Origin of the sequence: Aureibaculum koreense, assembly GCF_034296135.1 — a bacterium.
Taxonomy (GTDB): Bacteria; Bacteroidota; Bacteroidia; order Flavobacteriales; family Flavobacteriaceae; genus Aureibaculum.
Map to the genome: position 1 here is coordinate 1 of NZ_JAXKVV010000004.1, position 15,847 is coordinate 15,847.

At 33.2% G+C, this 15,847-nt stretch carries 17 protein-coding genes and 1 pseudogene; 12 read left to right on the plus strand and 6 right to left on the minus strand.

The window, feature by feature from the left end:
• Positions 1-104: 104 nt before the first annotated feature.
• Positions 105-1,028 (minus strand): MATE family efflux transporter, encoded by a 924-nt coding sequence (locus UMM65_RS05070; protein WP_321975401.1) that lies wholly within the window; start codon positions 1,026-1,028, stop codon positions 105-107.
• A gap of 318 nt (positions 1,029-1,346) precedes the next feature.
• Between UMM65_RS05070 and UMM65_RS05075 the strand changes: the two genes are divergently transcribed.
• The 5 genes from UMM65_RS05075 (at position 1,347) to UMM65_RS05095 (ending at position 7,496) form a co-directional block, all read left to right on the plus strand.
• On the plus strand, positions 1,347-3,377 hold the full coding sequence (locus tag UMM65_RS05075) for a ComEC/Rec2 family competence protein (RefSeq protein ID WP_321975402.1): 2,031 nt from the start codon (positions 1,347-1,349) through the stop codon (positions 3,375-3,377).
• Positions 3,378-3,434: 57 nt separating this feature from the next.
• Complete coding sequence (locus UMM65_RS05080; protein ID WP_321975403.1) at positions 3,435-4,442, plus strand: sugar phosphate nucleotidyltransferase; 1,008 nt, start codon at positions 3,435-3,437, stop codon at positions 4,440-4,442.
• Positions 4,443-4,448: 6 nt separating this feature from the next.
• Entirely contained in the window at positions 4,449-5,447 is a 999-nt protein-coding gene (locus UMM65_RS05085; RefSeq protein WP_321975404.1) for a tetratricopeptide repeat protein, read from the plus strand.
• 1 nt (position 5,448) lies between these two features.
• Complete coding sequence (gene lolB1 / locus UMM65_RS05090) at positions 5,449-6,222, plus strand: lipoprotein insertase outer membrane protein LolB1 (RefSeq protein ID WP_321975405.1); 774 nt, start codon at positions 5,449-5,451, stop codon at positions 6,220-6,222.
• A 62-nt stretch (positions 6,223-6,284) separates the two neighbouring features.
• Positions 6,285-7,496, plus strand: a complete 1,212-nt coding sequence (locus UMM65_RS05095; RefSeq protein ID WP_321975406.1) for a murein hydrolase activator EnvC family protein — start codon at positions 6,285-6,287, stop codon at positions 7,494-7,496.
• Positions 7,497-7,504: 8 nt separating this feature from the next.
• Here the strand turns inward: UMM65_RS05095 and UMM65_RS05100 are convergent, their stop codons facing one another.
• Entirely contained in the window at positions 7,505-8,014 is a 510-nt protein-coding gene (locus tag UMM65_RS05100) for an acyl-CoA thioesterase (RefSeq protein WP_321975586.1), read from the minus strand.
• A gap of 152 nt (positions 8,015-8,166) precedes the next feature.
• Between UMM65_RS05100 and UMM65_RS05105 the strand changes: the two genes are divergently transcribed.
• Genes UMM65_RS05105 through UMM65_RS05130 form a run of 6 tightly spaced genes read left to right on the plus strand, consistent with a single transcriptional unit; the run spans position 8,167 to position 10,982 of the window.
• The gene (locus UMM65_RS05105) at positions 8,167-8,487 is read left to right on the plus strand and encodes an ArsR/SmtB family transcription factor (protein WP_321975407.1); all 321 of its coding nucleotides are present in this window, start codon (positions 8,167-8,169) and stop codon (positions 8,485-8,487) included.
• Between the two features lies 1 nt (position 8,488).
• Positions 8,489-8,953 carry an SRPBCC domain-containing protein gene (locus UMM65_RS05110; protein WP_321975408.1) on the plus strand — a complete coding sequence of 155 codons (465 nt, stop codon included), beginning with the start codon at positions 8,489-8,491 and terminating at the stop codon, positions 8,951-8,953.
• A complete protein-coding gene (locus UMM65_RS05115; protein WP_321975409.1) occupies positions 8,950-9,321 on the plus strand; it encodes a nuclear transport factor 2 family protein in 372 nt (123 codons plus the stop codon). The genes UMM65_RS05110 and UMM65_RS05115 overlap by 4 nt, the downstream gene beginning before the upstream one ends.
• 15 nt (positions 9,322-9,336) lie before the next feature.
• Positions 9,337-9,762, plus strand: a complete 426-nt coding sequence (locus UMM65_RS05120) for a DoxX family protein (RefSeq protein ID WP_321975410.1) — start codon at positions 9,337-9,339, stop codon at positions 9,760-9,762.
• Entirely contained in the window at positions 9,749-10,336 is a 588-nt protein-coding gene (locus UMM65_RS05125) for a YdeI/OmpD-associated family protein (protein ID WP_321975411.1), read from the plus strand. The genes UMM65_RS05120 and UMM65_RS05125 overlap by 14 nt, the downstream gene beginning before the upstream one ends.
• On the plus strand, positions 10,317-10,982 hold the full coding sequence (locus UMM65_RS05130; protein WP_321975412.1) for a DNA alkylation repair protein: 666 nt from the start codon (positions 10,317-10,319) through the stop codon (positions 10,980-10,982). Before UMM65_RS05125 ends, UMM65_RS05130 begins: the two co-directional genes overlap by 20 nt.
• A gap of 52 nt (positions 10,983-11,034) precedes the next feature.
• On the opposite strand, the gene UMM65_RS05135 is transcribed toward UMM65_RS05130, so the two are convergent.
• Entirely contained in the window at positions 11,035-11,790 is a 756-nt protein-coding gene (locus UMM65_RS05135; protein WP_321975413.1) for an SPOR domain-containing protein, read from the minus strand.
• An 18-nt stretch (positions 11,791-11,808) separates the two neighbouring features.
• Positions 11,809-11,970: pseudogene (locus UMM65_RS17640) on the minus strand (HU domain-containing protein); the annotation flags it as partial.
• Between the two features lie 284 nt (positions 11,971-12,254).
• Between UMM65_RS17640 and dprA the strand changes: the two are divergent.
• Positions 12,255-13,358, plus strand: coding sequence for a DNA-processing protein DprA (gene dprA / locus UMM65_RS05140; protein WP_321975414.1), 1,104 nt, complete (start codon positions 12,255-12,257; stop codon positions 13,356-13,358).
• 131 nt (positions 13,359-13,489) lie between these two features.
• Here dprA and UMM65_RS05145 read toward each other — a convergent pair whose 3' ends face one another.
• Both UMM65_RS05145 and UMM65_RS05150 read right to left on the minus strand, forming a co-directional pair.
• A complete protein-coding gene (locus UMM65_RS05145) occupies positions 13,490-13,843 on the minus strand; it encodes a hypothetical protein (RefSeq protein ID WP_321975415.1) in 354 nt (117 codons plus the stop codon).
• Positions 13,844-13,912: 69 nt separating this feature from the next.
• On the minus strand, positions 13,913-15,790 hold the full coding sequence (locus tag UMM65_RS05150; protein ID WP_321975416.1) for a SulP family inorganic anion transporter: 1,878 nt from the start codon (positions 15,788-15,790) through the stop codon (positions 13,913-13,915).
• Between the last annotated feature and the right edge of the window lie 57 nt (positions 15,791-15,847).

The following is a 15,847-nucleotide window of genomic DNA, read 5'->3' on the forward strand; positions in this document are numbered from 1 at the left end:
AGCTTGCTTTGAGCATTCATAAGAGCCTTTAGTTCTGATTCACTCTCTTTAATGTGTAAGTCTATTTGTTTTGCCATAAGGCAATTTACAAATAATTGAGTAAATTAACAAGAGAAATGGTATAACCTTCCTGAAACAATATTACCTACACTAGAATAACCATCAATAAAAAAGGCGAAAAACAACCATATCTGAAAAGCAATGGTTTGTGCTGCTATATAATTATTGCCGTAAGCTGTCGCATAAGAATTGGCAAAATAAATGGCAATATTTAAGGATAATGCCCTAATAAATAAATTTAAGCTAAGCATTAATAACCGCTTTATTTCCTTATTAAATGGTAATTGAAATTTAAAACGAAATGGTGTTTTTTTAAGAAATAAATATAACGCCATAACTGCCATAACGGACTGTGCTATTACACTTGCATAGGCAGCACCTTCAATGTGCATGGCGGGAATAAAACCTTCGATGCCAAATACTAGAATAAAGTCCAAACCAATATTCAATAACATTCCAGTAATACTGATTACCATTGGCCAGTATGTATTTTGCAAACCTCTAAAAACACCAAAAATTGAAAAAACGAATAGTGTTAACGGTAAGCCAATCGCTCTAATTTTATAATATGAAACCGTATAATTTAAAATTAGCCCTTCTGCATTGTATAATTTGAAAATAAATTCAACAAAAACAATTGACATAACATAAAGCAAGGCACTCAAACCCAAATTAATTGCAATAATTTGGGTTGGTAAAGATTCTATTTCATCCAATCTTTTAGCTCCAAAATATTGGGCAATAATGGCAGAAATTGCTGAACGCGTTTGAGCTAAAATCCAAATTAAAGCTGACAAAAACGAACCTGCAATTCCAACCGCGGCCAACGCTTCCGTAGCGTTTACATCAATATTACCAACAATAGCCGTATCGGTTATAGAAAGTAACGGTTCTGCAATACCGGCTATCAAAGCTGGTAATGCTAATTTATTGATATATTTAAAGGTTATTTTTGGTTTGGTTTGCATTTCCATTTTAAAAATGCGAAGTTCGGGAAATAATTTTCAAAAAAGAGGAATAGAAAAAGGTAAATCTTTAAATGGGAAAAGCCCCAAATGACATGAGATGCAAATGAGGCTTTTAATTAAATAACTCTAAATTTAATTTCTTTAAATAGTAGATTTGACTATTAGCAATTTTTTTTGGTTTGGGTTTTTACTTACCTCAAATATAGTTTAGAAAACTGTTCATTTAAAGTAAATTAAACATAAGTATTGTTTTTCTTAACAAATGGTATAGATTTAACAATAAATGGTAACTTGAAATTTATTTAAGATTATAAAAATTTGAAAATACTGAAATACATCCCTGCTCAACTTGTCTTTTTTCTAATTCTCGGAATTGTTTTGGGGTATTATTTAGAGCTCACCCTAAAATCAGTAAGTATCCTTTTGATAATTTCCTTACTACTTTTATCCACATTTTATTTTGTTTCAAGGAAAAAAGGAACTCAATCTTATTATTTTACAATTGCTACTTATGCAGTATTTATGTTGATTGGAATAGCTTCAATTACTTTTAAAAATCCTCAATTCAAAGAAAATAATTACAGCAATTTCTTTACTGAAAATGTAAATGAAACCACTTTGGTTATAGATGATATTTTAAAAGATAACAACTATTATAACAATTATATCGCCACGGTTATTTCTACAAACGGAAATCAATCACAAGGAAAAATAAAGCTCAATATTCAAAAAGATTCCACTAAAAATATACTTTCAATTGATGATAAAATTATAGTTTTTGATGATTTTGAAGAGATTGATAATCCCAAAAACCCCTATCAGTTCAATTATAAAAATTATTTAGCCAAACAGCAAGTTCAGCATCAAATGACTATTTATGATGAAAACTTTTTACGCTTAAAAAACGAAAAAACATCATTAAAAGGATTGGCACATTCTTTTAGAAAGAAAATAAATCTTGCATTAGAAGAACATGGTTTTAAAGGCGATGAGCTGGCAATTATCAACGCTTTATTATTAGGTCAGCGACAAGAGATTTCAAAAGAAATTATAGAAAATTACCAAAATGCCGGTGCCATCCATATTTTGGCAGTTTCAGGTTTGCACGTTGGTATTATACTATTATTACTCAATTTTTTATTTAAACCCCTAGAAAGACTAAAAAATGGTAAGGTTATTAAACTGGTTATTGTAGTTTTTTCTTTATGGACTTTTGCTTTTCTAGCAGGTTTATCAGCCTCTGTAATCAGGGCAGTAACTATGTTTACAGCAGTGGCAGTGGCACTCGCCACCAAAAAGGAAGTCAGCACATATAAAACTTTATTGATCTCCATCTTTTTCTTGTTGTTATTTAATCCCTTTTACCTTTTTGAAGTTGGGTTTCAATTGAGTTATTTGGCGGTATTTTTTATAGTTTGGGTACAACCGCAACTGTATAATCTGTGGCAACCCAACTATAAGGTTATTGATTATCCCTGGCAATTATTTACGGTTTCCGTGGCGGCACAATTGGGTGTTTTGCCTTTGAGTTTGTATTATTTTCATCAGTTTCCTGGTTTGTTTTTCGTTGCCAATCTTTTAATTATACCATTTCTAGGTTTAATTTTAGGTTTGGGAATTTTGGTAATTATACTCTCTTTAATGGATATATTACCAAATTTTATTGCCTCTCTTTATGAGCAAGTTATTTTTCTTTTGAATTCAACCGTGGGTTGGATTGGCAAACAAGAATCCTTCCTTTTTCAAAATATCTCTTTTACGATCATTTCCACTATTATAAGCTATTTAATAATTATCACATTTTTTAAATGGTTCGAAACCAAAAATCGGTCACTTATAAAATATGTTTTGATAGTGGTTATCTTATTTCAATCAAATTTAATTTTTGAAAAATACCAGACAAATACTTCTTCGGAATTTGTCATTTTTAATAAATCCAGATATTCAATGCTGGTAAAAAAAGATGGCAATAAAGCCAGTATTCAGCATAATTTGGACAGTATTACCAATAACACCATTATTAACGATTTCTTAATTGGAACAAATTCCTACATTAAATCTGCAGAAAATAAGATCGAAAATATGTATCAATTAGAGTCTGAAAAGTTAATAGTTATTGACAGTTTTGGTATATACAAAAACTTAAACTTTAAACCAGAAATTATTTGGTTGATAAATTCGCCAAATATCAACTTACAAAGACTGATAAATGAAATAGAACCTAAAAAGATTATTGCTGACGCTTCCAATTATAAAAGCCATGTTTTATTATGGCAAAAAACCAGTAAAAACAACAATATTCCTTTCCATTACACCGTTAAAGATGGTGCATTTATTAAGAAGTTATAAGATTTGAGCTCTTTTAATTTTAACTATATTTGCGTTTTTTAAAAAACAAAAAATTATATGAAAATTATTGTCCCCATGGCAGGCATAGGTTCACGCCTAAGACCGCATACCTTAACTATTCCAAAACCCTTGACATTAATAGCTGGAAAACCCATCGTACAAAGATTGGTTGAAGATATAGCCGCTGTTTTAAAACAAGATGTTGAAGAAATTGCTTTTATTATCGGGCCAACTTTTCCTAAGAATACTGAAAGTAAATTATTGGCTATTGCTAAAGATTTGGGTGCAAATGGGGTGGTTACCGTTCAAGAAACGGCGTTGGGTACTGCACATGCCATACAATGTGCAAAAGAATCTTTAAACGGGCCTTGCGTTGTGGCTTTTGCCGATACTTTGTTTAAAGCAGATTTCACATTAAACGCCGATGCTGATGGTGCCATTTGGGTCAAAAAAGTTGAAAACCCCAGTGCCTATGGCGTTATAAAAATACAAGATGGTATTATAACCGATTTTGTTGAAAAACCAGAAACTTTTGTTTCAGATTTGGCAATAATCGGAATTTATTATTTTAAAGAAGGAGAAATTTTAAGAGACGAAATTCAATATTTATTGGATAATGATATTAAAGAAAAAGGAGAGTACCAATTGACCAATGCCCTAGAAAACATGAAGCAAAAGGGGTTGAAATTTGTTCCTGGTCAAGTGGATGAATGGATGGATTGTGGCAACAAGGAAATTACCGTAGAGACCAACGGAAGAGTGTTGCAATTTGCAAAACAAGCTGGACAAAATTTGGTGTCAAAATCTGTAGTTTTAGAAAATTCGGAGGTTATACAGCCTTGTTATATTGGCGATAACGTTAAGTTAATTAATGCTAAAATTGGTCCGAACGTATCGCTTGGCACAAATAGTGTTGTAGAAAATTCAACAATCAGTAATTCGTTGATTCAGACCAACACGAATATTAAAAATGCGACTTTAGACAACGCAATGATTGGTAACAATGTGGAATATAATGGTAATTTTACCTCAATAAGTATAGGAGATTATTCTAATTTGGTTTAAGTCTAAATGACAGAGCGTATCACACATATCGTGATTTTATTAATGATGGGTTTTTCTCTAATGGGATTTGCCCAAAACGATTCTTTGGCACAAGTTTTTTTAGCCGAAAAAAACGCAGCAGAACTCAAAAAAGAACAAAGCAATCTAGATTTTGAACAATACTTTTTTGAAGCCCTGCAGCAAAAAGCCATTGGTAATTTTGACAAAGCCATTATGGCTTTAGAAAAGTGCCAAAATATTAAAAGTGATGACAAAGCCTTAAATTTTGAACTTGGTAAAAACTATTTTGAACTAGAAAAATACGTAGAAGCCGAGGCTTACACGAAAAGAGCATTACAAAAAGATGCAAATAATTTGTTTATACAAATCTTGTTAAGAGACATTTACAATAAACAAAATAACTTTAAAGCTGCTCTAGAAATACAAGAGAAAATTGCAAAAGAAAACGATAATTCCGAATTAGATTTAGTTATTCTCTACATAAAAAACAATAAAATTGATGAAGCTAAAAAAATATTGTTGGATTTAGAGAAAAAAGGTACACTGGACGAAAACTTACTGCCTTTTAAAGAATCTATCTTAAGCGGAAGTGTATCAACGCCAAATGATACTTCTACAGATAAACCACTAGAAGAGCAGACTTTACCGGAATTACAGACGAGATATGAAACAGAAAAATCGTTTAGGGTTTTAGAGCAATTGCTTATAAAACTAAATGATAAAAAGAAATATTTGGAATTGGAAAAGAAGAGTACCGAAGGTCTTGAATTTTTCCCTGCCCAGCCCTTTGTTTACTTAATGAACGCTACGGCCTTAAATTATACAAAAAAATATGACCAAGCTCTTGTTCAATTGGAAATAGGCTTAGACTATATTGTTGACGATACAACACTTGAAGCGGATTTTTACGATCAGATGGGTTTGAGTTACAAGGGTTTAAAAAACAATGTTGAAGCCTCTAAAAACTATAAAAAAGCCGCTACTTTACGCGAAAAAAAATCATAACATGTTAAAAAAAATCAGTTTTATTATACTCATCATGTTTTCCGTTTCGGCTTGCAAAACCACTAAAGTGACCAACACATCAGAAAATATGGGTTTGTCTTCAAAAAAGATTATTAAAAATCATTACACCAATACTTTTAATAAAAAGACCATTAATGCCAAGTTAAAAATCAAATATAAAGGGAAGAGCAGTTTACCAAGTGTAACGGGTTCTTTAAGGCTTAAAAAAGATGAAACCATTTGGATCAGTTTGACCAAATTAGGTTTTCCGGTGGGTAAAGTTTTAATAACACCAAACAGGGTCAGTTTTTACGAAAAAATAAACAGAACTTATTTTGAGGGTGATTTTTCATTGTTGAGCGACTTTTTAGGCACCGAGCTTAACTTTCAAAAAGTTCAAGACCTACTACTAGGTCAGAGTCTTTTAGACCTTAAAAAAGAATCTTTTGATGTTTCGGTTTTTGAGAAAAATTATATGCTAAAACCAAAAGTTGGCAATCCGTTGTTCGATATTCTGTTTTTGATAAATCCTATCAACTTTAAGATGAACAGTCAACAGCTCAATCAAAAAGACGAAAACAACACTTTGGTCATAAACTATGCAAATTACGAAACCATAGAAAACGAATTTTTCCCTCGGGAAATTCATATCACGGCATCTGACACAAAAAATGTTTCCACAATAGATGTTGATTATAAATCGGTAGAATTTAACAAATCGGTTAGTTTTCCTTTTGAAATTCCTAAAAATTACGAAAAAATAGAATTAAAATAACTTTGTTGAAACATTTTTAAAATCGGAAAATCTATTTGCTCAAAAAGAGATAGTTTTGTATCATGAATCTAAGAGTTTTACTTTTTATTGTTGTTTCGATTTTCTTTTCATTGTCTTCATTGGGGCAATCTAAAGCTCAATTGGAAAAAAAGAGAAAAGAGATACAAAAAGAAATAAAAGAAGCCCAAACCTTATTAATAAAATCTAAAAAGGAAGCGGAGACCTTACTCTCAGAGCTTGATGATTTGAATAAAATAATAAGTATCCGTGCCAGATTGATAAGAACCATTGACGAAGAAGCAGAGATACTCTCTGAAGCCATTGCAAAAAACGAAAAGGAAATACAATCATTAGAAAAGAATTTAGCTGCTCTAAAAGAAGAATACGCCAACATGGTAGTCAGTTCCTACAAAAGCAAAAGCAAACAAAGCCGCTTGATGTTCTTATTGTCTTCTGAAAGCTTTGCCCAGGCCTATAAACGTTTACAGTATATAAAACAATATGCAAATTATAGAAAACAACAGGGAGAACAAATAAAAATATCTGCCAATGAATTAAGCGTTTTAACGGATTCTTTGCGTGAAAGAGAAGATGAAAAAAGATTATTGATCGCGTTGCACACTAGGCAAAAAGATAGTATTGACCGAGAAAAAACCTCACAGGTACGATTAGTTGGTAAGGTAAAGGCAAAAGAGAAAAAATATATTTCCCAGATAAAGAAGAAGCAGGCCGAAGAGCGTAAAATAGACCGTCAAATAGATAAGTTGATTGCCGCTGCCATTGCAAAATCTAAAGAGGGCACTAATAAGAAGGCTTCATCCGGTTTCCATTTAACACCGGAGGGCAAAAATTTAGCGAGTGATTTTGTAGCGAATAAAGGAAAATTGCCGTGGCCGGTAAAAAAAGGACTTGTTACCAGAAAATATGGTACACAACCGCACCCTACCCTAGCCGGAATTACTATACAAAGTAGCGGTATCCATATTGCAACAGAAAAAGGAGCCAAGGCCAAAGCTATTTTTAAAGGTAAGGTAATGTCCATCCAATTACAATCTGGCAGAAAAAAACTGGTGCTAATCCAACATGGCAATTACATTACGGCATACACTAATTTGGACGATGTCCTCTTTAAATTGGGAGATACCGTGAACACCGGTGATGAAATAGGTACTATCCACACAGACGCTGTTAACGGTAAAACAATATTGATTTTTAGCTTATTTAAAGAAACAAAAAAACTGAATCCAGAACCTTGGATCGGGAAAATAATTTAATGAACTCTTCAACTAAAAAGAGCTTTTAACTCCGTTGCTTCTTGTGGTTTCATTTTTCCTGACAATACCAAACTCAGCTGTTTTCTGCGTAAAGCTCCATCGTAACGTTGCTTTTCGAGTTCTGTTTCTGGACTTATGGGTGGCACTTTAACGGGGCTTCCTGTCATATCTACCGCTACAAAGGTGTAAATACCTTCATTTACCTTAGTTTTTTCTCCACTTTCACGATCTTCCGTCCAAACATCAGCATAAATTTCCATTGAAGAATTAAACGCTCTAGAAACTTTGGCTTCCACAATAACAATACTCCCCACCGGAACTGCTTTGTTAAACGCAACGTGATTAACAGATGCCGTAACTACAATTCTTTTGGAATGCCTTTGAGCTGCAATGCTGCAAGCCCTGTCCATCCTTGCTAATAATTCACCACCAAACAGGTTATTTAAAGAATTGGACTCTCCTGGTAACACCATGTCGGTTAAAATGGTTAAAGATTCTTTTGGAGTTTTGGTATTCATCATGATAAAGGTTAATAGTTACTGTCTTATTTGTTATTGGATGGTAAATATAGAACGGTTAGTTTAATTAAAAAGAGTTAGCATAAAAATTATAGAAAAAAATTTGTGCAGTTAAATGATTGCACATATATTTGCTGTCAAATAACTGCACAATGAAATTAAGAAGAGATGTATTTCAAGCCATTGCGGATCCAACCAGAAGAACGATAATTTCTTTAGTCGCATTACAAGCAATGACACCGACCGCTATTGCCGAAAATTTTGATTCTTCTAGGCAAACAATTTCCAAACACATTCAAATTCTTACAGAGTGTGAAATATTAGAACAAGAACAGAAAGGTAGGGAAATTTACTACCATTTAAATCCAAACGGAATGAAAGAAATTGCTGAATTTATAGAACCCTACAGGCAACTATGGGATGAACGATTTAATAAATTGGAATCTATAATGAAAAATAAACGACCTAAATAATATGGAACAAAAGACGAAAATTAATGCCGAAGATGGCAAACAGGAAATTCAGATTACCCGTAAGTTTGATATTCCAGTAGAGTCATTATTTACGGCATATGAAAATAAGAACTTATTTGAACAATGGATGGGAAGCGACTTAATTGAGTTTGAGTTCAAGCAATATGGAAAGTATCATTTTGAAAAACGCAACACAAATGGAGATGTGATTTTTAGTGGAAAAGGAACGTTTCATAGCTTTATTCTAAATAAAATGATTGTTAGAACATTTGAAATGGATGTGTTTTCTCTACCCGCTCAACTCGAATTCCTGGATTTTGAATCAATAACTAGTCAAACAAGTAAATTGACAATGCACATTATTTTTAAATCTGTAGAAACACGTAATGAATTGTTAAGAAAACCTTTTGCACAAGGGTTAAATATGGCTCACAATATATTAGAAGAACTATTACAAAAGATATGAGTGAAATCAAGAAAATAAAGGAAGCCATAACAAACTTCGTAAAAGGTGGCGATACTAGTGATGTTAAGATTTTAGACCAAGTGCTCCATAAAGATTTTAGAGTTACCAATAACGGATTTATGGGTACAAGAGGAGTTACAATAATTAACAAAAAAGACTATCTAGAAAATATTAAAAGCGGAATTTTTGGTGGTGTTCCTAGAAAGATGAAAATTGAGGAAATTGACCAATGTGGAATTATTGCTTCTGTAAAATTACGCATTGAAAGTTCTAAATATGATTTCATTTCTTACAATTCTCTCGTATTAGATTCGGATAACGAATGGAAAATAATTAACAACTTGGCAGTTGTAACAGAAAAAGTATAATTTAAAATTATTATTATGGCAAAAAGAAATCATCGTATCGGGCGTACAGGCAAAATTATTTATTGGATTGTTACTATATTCCTTTCATTTGGAATGTTAGCAGGTGGTATACAGCAAGTGCTTCAAATTGGTGGGTACACCGAAATTATAGAGCAGTTGGGTTATCCACAATACTTGCTGAGTATTCTTGGTGTTTGGAAAATATTAGGTGTTATAGCGATTCTAATTCCCAAATTCCCACTTTTAAAAGAATGGGGCTATGCAGGATTTTTCTTTGCTATGTCTGGTGCAGCCATTTCACATTTTGCAGTCGGTCAGCCCTTCATAGAAGCAATGCCTTCTTTGGTATTAATATTTGTAATAATTCTATCTTGGTATTTCAGACCAGAAAGTAGAAAAATTATCTCATTAAGTAATAAGCTTGTAAATGGAAAAAGTTGAAAACTATATAGAAAAGATAAGAAATTGGAAAGAAGAAACCAAGTTATTGCGTGACATCTGTTTAGATTGTGGTCTTGATGAAGATTTTAAATGGATGCATCCTTGCTATACTTTTCAAGGTAAAAATATTGTTTTAATACATGGATTTAAAGGTTATTGTGCCTTGCTTTTTCATAAAGGTGCTTTATTGAAGGATACAGAGAATATTCTAATTCAACAAACGGAAAATGTGCAATCAGCACGTCAAATTCGATTCACGAACTTGCAAGAAATTATTGATTTAAAATCAGTTATTAAAACCTATATCTTTGAAGCGATTGAAGTGGAAGAAGCGGGTTCGGAAGTTAAAATGAAAAAGACTTCTGAATTTAAAATGCCAGAAGAATTTAAAAAAGCACTGGACAGTAATTCTGATTTAAAAACGGCATTTTACGCATTAACACCAGGGCGGCAAAGAGGTTATCTTTTGTACTTTTCACAAGCCAAACAATCCAAGACGCGTGAATCGAGAATTGAAAAATACACGGAGAAAATCCTTAATGGAGAAGGCTTGAATGACAATTACAAAAAATAATATGACCGCTAAGGAATTTATTGAAACTTTAAATTTAATTGCTCAAGATTATTCAGAAGCAATTCCTAAAAGAGAAATATTTTCTTTATCGAAAGAATTTCAATCTATGCCAGTAACAGAGGTAATTAAACTGCTTAAACATAAAGACGACAACCTAAGACTTGGAGCAGTTTCAATATTAGATTGGAAAGCTAGAAATAAGAAAATTTCTAAGAAGGAACGAGAAAACATATTCAGAGCTTATATTGATAATCATAAATATATAGACAATTGGGGTTTGGTAGATAGAGCGGCACCTTATGTGGTTGGGCAATATTTATACGATCAGGACAGAAAACCTCTACATGATTTGGCTAAGTCAAAACATCCAATGGAACGAAGAACTGCAATTGTAAGCACTTATTACTTTATTAGAAAAAATGAAATTGAAGACACCTTCAAAATCGCAGAAATATTAATAAATGACTCCAATGAATATGTCCAAAAAGCTGTTGGAAGTTGGATAAGGGAAGCAGGAAAGCGAAATGAAGAAAAACTAACCAACTTTCTAAATAAATACGCTACTACAATGCCAAGAATAACACTACGTTACGCCATTGAGAAATTGGATAAGAAAACAAGAGCATATTACTTGAATTTGAAATAGTATAATAAAATAGGTAATAAACAACGGGTGCATCCCTTAAAGAAGTAGGATTTTACAAATCCTGAATCAACAACCAAGCCGCGTCATTAGATTCCGTTTCCCTGATTCTGTATAAGTTGTTAATGGCATCGTTCTTTTCGGTATAGCTTTCATACGAAACTTGGGTCAATCCCCATTTGTTAATCCCTAAAATTCGGGCTTTATAGCCATTAGCTTTTAATTGATTCACCAAACGTTGAGCATTTTCAGGATAACGAAAAGCTCCCGCCACAATATGATATGGTTTTTTATCCAACGTAACTTCTACGCTAATTGAAGGCAAAGCTTCCGATACTATAAAAGTAGCTTTTTCTATTTTTGTTTGAATTTGTTGCTGCTGCTCTTGTTCAGCTATTGACTGTTGTTCCGAAATATGTCTCTGATAAATGGAATTGGCAGCTACCCCAAGCAAAGAAAGCCCTATTACAAATATAGCGGCGTATTTTAAGAAAGCATTTGATTCCTTTTTTCTTTTACCATCTGATACAACTGGCCTTTCAACAATTGGTGTTGTTTCTTTAATTAAGATTTCTCTTTGAACCTCTGGCAATACAAAGGAAGATAACCCAAAAGCTTCTGTTAAGTAATTAATTTCAGTTTGCGGTTCAAAAAGTATAGTGTCGTTATTGTCTAAAGAAAATTTACCAATAGATTCCAACGTTAAATCGGTTTGCTTTATAATATCGTACCATTGCCCAACTTCAAATTTTATAAAATTCAATGCATGCTCATAAGGTACTTGATCCAATGCTGCAATATAATTGGCCAATAAACCATCATTATTTTTTAAATGACTGTTAAAAGTAATGAGTTTATGAGGCGGATAGAAAGTCTTGGAATATGGACTGATAATAGCGGATTTTGTATTGGTTACAAAGCCGCCAAACCCAGGAACAATTACACATTCGTAACGATATAGTAAATCACTTATGTAATTGCAAAGTTTCAGTTGTGTAAAATTTAGGGGTTATAGTTAGTATTTAGTTGAGGTCAAAATTGTCGCCAAATTCAATGCGTCCTTTGCCGTACTCCGTCGTTAAAAAATAATTCCGTAAATGGCTATGCAATTATTTTTTGCCTAGAACCACTACAAAATCCGTGATTGTCTTATCCGTCATTTCAACTTCAACTAAATACTGGTGCAACAAATGTAAAAAAAACTTTAGTTTAATTGAGTCTCCATTCCCTTTTTTATTAACAAAGTTTGTATATTGAAAATCTTATTTTTTTATATTGAACAACGAAGAATTACTACATGTACTCGCACTAATCAACGCCAACGGCATTGGTGATGTAATGGCAAAAAAACTAATATCGCATTGTGGTAGTGCCACCGCCGTATTTTCTGAAAAAAACCAAAATTTAGGTAAAATACAGGGTGTGGGTACTTCAATTACTTATGCTCTAAAAGATAAAACCCTTTTTGAAAGGGCTGCACAAGAAGTTGAATTTATAAATAAAAATAACATTCAATATTCTTATTTTCAGGATGATGACTATCCTAATTATTTGAAACATTGTTTTGATGCTCCAATACTCTTCTTTAAAAAGGGGAATATGGACATAAACAATTATAAAACCATTAGCATTGTTGGCACAAGACAAATGACTGGTTATGGTAAGTCTGTCTTGGAAGATTTAATAGTAAAACTAAAGGAATATAATCCTGTTATTATTAGTGGATTGGCCTATGGAGTGGATATTCATGCCCATAAATTGGCACTAGAAAATAAGTTACAAACAGTAGCGGTTTTAGCTCATGGTTTGGATAGAATTTACCCCGCCTTACATAAAAAATATGCTGATGAAATGCTAAGAAACGGCGGTTTAATTACCGACTTTTGGTCTGGATCAAAACCCGATAGGGAGAATTTTGTTAAACGGAACAGGATTGTAGCGGGGCTTTCACAAGCTACCGTTGTAATAGAATCGGCAGAAAAAGGTGGGTCTTTAATTACTGCAGACATAGCTAATTCATACAATAGGGATGTATTTGCCATACCTGGAAGAATTACAGATGCCTATAGCCGAGGGTGCAATCAATTGATAAAGATAAATAAAGCGGCAGCACTCACTTCAGCTAAAGACGTAGCCTATATTTTGGGTTGGGAAAAAGACGACGAAAAGAAAAAAGCTGTTCAAAAACAGTTATTTGTAGAACTTTCAGATACTGAAAAACAAGTATATAATTATCTGCTAAAAGAGGGCAAACAACAATTAGATGTTATAGCGTTGCATTGCAATTTACCTATTTTTAAAATAGCCACATTATTGTTGACATTAGAATTAAAAGGAATAATAAAACCCCTACCGGGAAAGATTTTTGAAGCAATCTAAAAAAGTTAAGAGTTCGGAGTTATAAGTTCAGAGTTAAACTTAAATAATTTATAGATTTCTTATCCCAAACTCTTATAAATAGGTAGGAACACAATACAAAAATTTTGAATCTTGAATCTCGAATTTTAAATTCAAATCAACCCCTTTTCAACAAAATACTGCACCACGGCTTCTTTCATTAAAACGGATTGCTCGCCTGCTTTTAAAAAGGGCAATTCTTCTTTTACTTTGTAATGTGGCCATCCGTCATTATCAAAAAAGTCAAATTCGTAATAGCCTAGCGGTTCCAACAATCTACAAATGGCAATATGCATCAAATTTACTTTATCGTCTTTTTTAAACTTTCTATAGCCTTGACCCAATTCTTGTACACCGATTAAATAAATAATAGCATCCAAATCAACCGCTTCGCCATCTGCGAATTGGCTAGAAATTTTAGTTCTTAAAACTTCCCACTTTTTTTTTAATTCTATATCTCGGGCCATTCTTCTTGTATAATTAAAGACCTACAAAGTTATGAAAACTTTGTAGGTCTAAAATAAATGACAAATTTATTATTTATCCTTGGTACTTCTATCTTTAACGTTAGCTTTTATCCAAACCAAACATTCTTTAAAGGTTGCAAAGATATTTTCCTTTGGAATAAGATCTGGAATAATATCAATACGTTCCATCAAATAATAAGGTTGTTCCAGCACATCAACCAGTAAAACATCTTTTCCTTGTTGTTTTAAATCGACAAAAACATCTTCAAGAGCATACAGCCCTGATTGATCTAAATACTGCATTCTGTCCATACGGATAACAACTGCGGTTGCCGTTTCTGGAATTTGCTTTGCCAGGTTTTGAAAATCGCTGGTCGATCCAAAGAACAGTGGTCCCTTTAGGTGCTTTATAAACACTTCTTCTTTTAAACGATCCGGCATTTCCATTTCATCCTCCCAATATTTTTCCTTTTGTAACGGCTTTACATCCGATCGTTGAGCAGTTAGATCGCCTATCTTTTTCATAAACATTAAAGATGCAATTACAAGGCCAATACCAACGGCATAAACCAAATTCCAAAATGTGGAAAGCACTAATACAACTAACATGATAATTACCTCTGAACTCATCTTGATGCCCAATACTTTTGCATCTCTGGGTAAACTTGGTATTGCTTTCAATCCTTTGTAGTCCATTACACCAATACCCACTGTGATTAAAATTCCTGCAAGCACAGCGGCTGGAATCTTAGATGCCACGGGCCCTAACGCCAGCAAAATAATAAATAGCAACACACCTGCAATCATGCCTGAAAGTTTTGTTTTACCACCAGCATTAATGTTTACAACGGTTCTAATGGTTGCTCCAGCTCCTGGAATACCACCAAAAATAGACGCAATACTGTTACCTATTCCCTGACCAACAAGCTCCTTGTTCGGGTTATGCTTGGTTTTGGTCATGTTATCAGCAACCACACTGGTCAATAGTGAATCAATAGCTCCCAATAAAGCCAAGGTAAGTGCGGTAAAAATATAAGGTGTAAGACTGCTCAAACTGAATTCGGTAAAAATTTCTAACTTTGGTATAGGCAAACCACTTGGAATTTGCTCTATAGGTCTGTAGTCCAAACCAAAACCGACCGCAACTCCCGAAACAACAATTAGAGCCACCAAGGCACTCGGAATGGCAGTTGTTATCCGTTTAAATCCATAAATGATAATAATTGTTGACAAGGCTAATATCAATTCTAACCAATTAATATTTGACAACGCCCTGCCCAATACCTTAAATGTGCCTAAAACCCCAGAAGCTTCTTTTCCTGCTAATGTCTGAGATTCTTTTAAAATGTCTTCTTGTGTAATTAATTTGGCTCTTTTTATAGTCTCTTCAAAATCTTCCAAAACTAAAATTCCTTCACCAGCCTCTTCTTTTAAGATGTTGTCTAATATAATTTCCTCGGCCTGCGGTTTAAATTGCTCTACATAGGCAGCATCTTCTTTAGGGTAATAACCAACAGCGGGCAAAATTTGAGTTACCAAAATAATGACTCCAATAGCAGTCATAAAACCAGAAACCACAGGGTAAGGTATGTATTTTATATATTTACCAAGCCCCAGAATACCAAGCCCTATTTGCATTAGACCCGCCAATAAAAAAACTGCTAGAATTATGGGTAAGGCTTTGTTTACGTCACCATCATAAGCTGCAACTAATCCAGCAATAATAACCATACTTACTGCGGTCATAGGTGCTGTTGGTCCAGATATTTGAGTGTTTGTACCACCAAAAAGTGCTGCAAAAAAACTGATAAAGATTGCTCCGTACAGACCAGCGGTAGGGCCTAATCCGGAAGATACACCAAAAGCCAAAGCTAACGGTAAGGCTACAATACCAGCAGTTATACCGCCAAACATATCTCCTCTAAAATTTGAAAATAATTTTTTCATTTATTAATATTTTATCGATTTGATTAAATTTTATGCCCCTGTATTTGGAGCATAATT

What these genes read in the sequence shown, in the direction of transcription:
- UMM65_RS05070 (WP_321975401.1), bottom strand. Translation starts at nt 1,028, where the DNA reads ATGCAAACCAAACCAAAAATAACCTTTAAATATATCAATAAATTAGCA.
- UMM65_RS05080 (WP_321975403.1), top strand. Translation starts at nt 3,435, where the DNA reads ATGAAAATTATTGTCCCCATGGCAGGCATAGGTTCACGCCTAAGACCG.
- UMM65_RS05085 (WP_321975404.1), top strand. Translation starts at nt 4,449, where the DNA reads ATGACAGAGCGTATCACACATATCGTGATTTTATTAATGATGGGTTTT.
- lolB1 (WP_321975405.1), top strand. Translation starts at nt 5,449, where the DNA reads ATGTTAAAAAAAATCAGTTTTATTATACTCATCATGTTTTCCGTTTCG.
- UMM65_RS05095 (WP_321975406.1), top strand. Translation starts at nt 6,285, where the DNA reads ATGAATCTAAGAGTTTTACTTTTTATTGTTGTTTCGATTTTCTTTTCA.
- UMM65_RS05100 (WP_321975586.1), bottom strand. Translation starts at nt 8,014, where the DNA reads ATGAATACCAAAACTCCAAAAGAATCTTTAACCATTTTAACCGACATG.
- UMM65_RS05105 (WP_321975407.1), top strand. Translation starts at nt 8,167, where the DNA reads ATGAAATTAAGAAGAGATGTATTTCAAGCCATTGCGGATCCAACCAGA.
- UMM65_RS05110 (WP_321975408.1), top strand. Translation starts at nt 8,489, where the DNA reads ATGGAACAAAAGACGAAAATTAATGCCGAAGATGGCAAACAGGAAATT.
- UMM65_RS05115 (WP_321975409.1), top strand. Translation starts at nt 8,950, where the DNA reads ATGAGTGAAATCAAGAAAATAAAGGAAGCCATAACAAACTTCGTAAAA.
- UMM65_RS05120 (WP_321975410.1), top strand. Translation starts at nt 9,337, where the DNA reads ATGGCAAAAAGAAATCATCGTATCGGGCGTACAGGCAAAATTATTTAT.
- UMM65_RS05125 (WP_321975411.1), top strand. Translation starts at nt 9,749, where the DNA reads ATGGAAAAAGTTGAAAACTATATAGAAAAGATAAGAAATTGGAAAGAA.
- UMM65_RS05130 (WP_321975412.1), top strand. Translation starts at nt 10,317, where the DNA reads ATGACAATTACAAAAAATAATATGACCGCTAAGGAATTTATTGAAACT.
- UMM65_RS05145 (WP_321975415.1), bottom strand. Translation starts at nt 13,843, where the DNA reads ATGGCCCGAGATATAGAATTAAAAAAAAAGTGGGAAGTTTTAAGAACT.
- UMM65_RS05150 (WP_321975416.1), bottom strand. Translation starts at nt 15,790, where the DNA reads ATGAAAAAATTATTTTCAAATTTTAGAGGAGATATGTTTGGCGGTATA.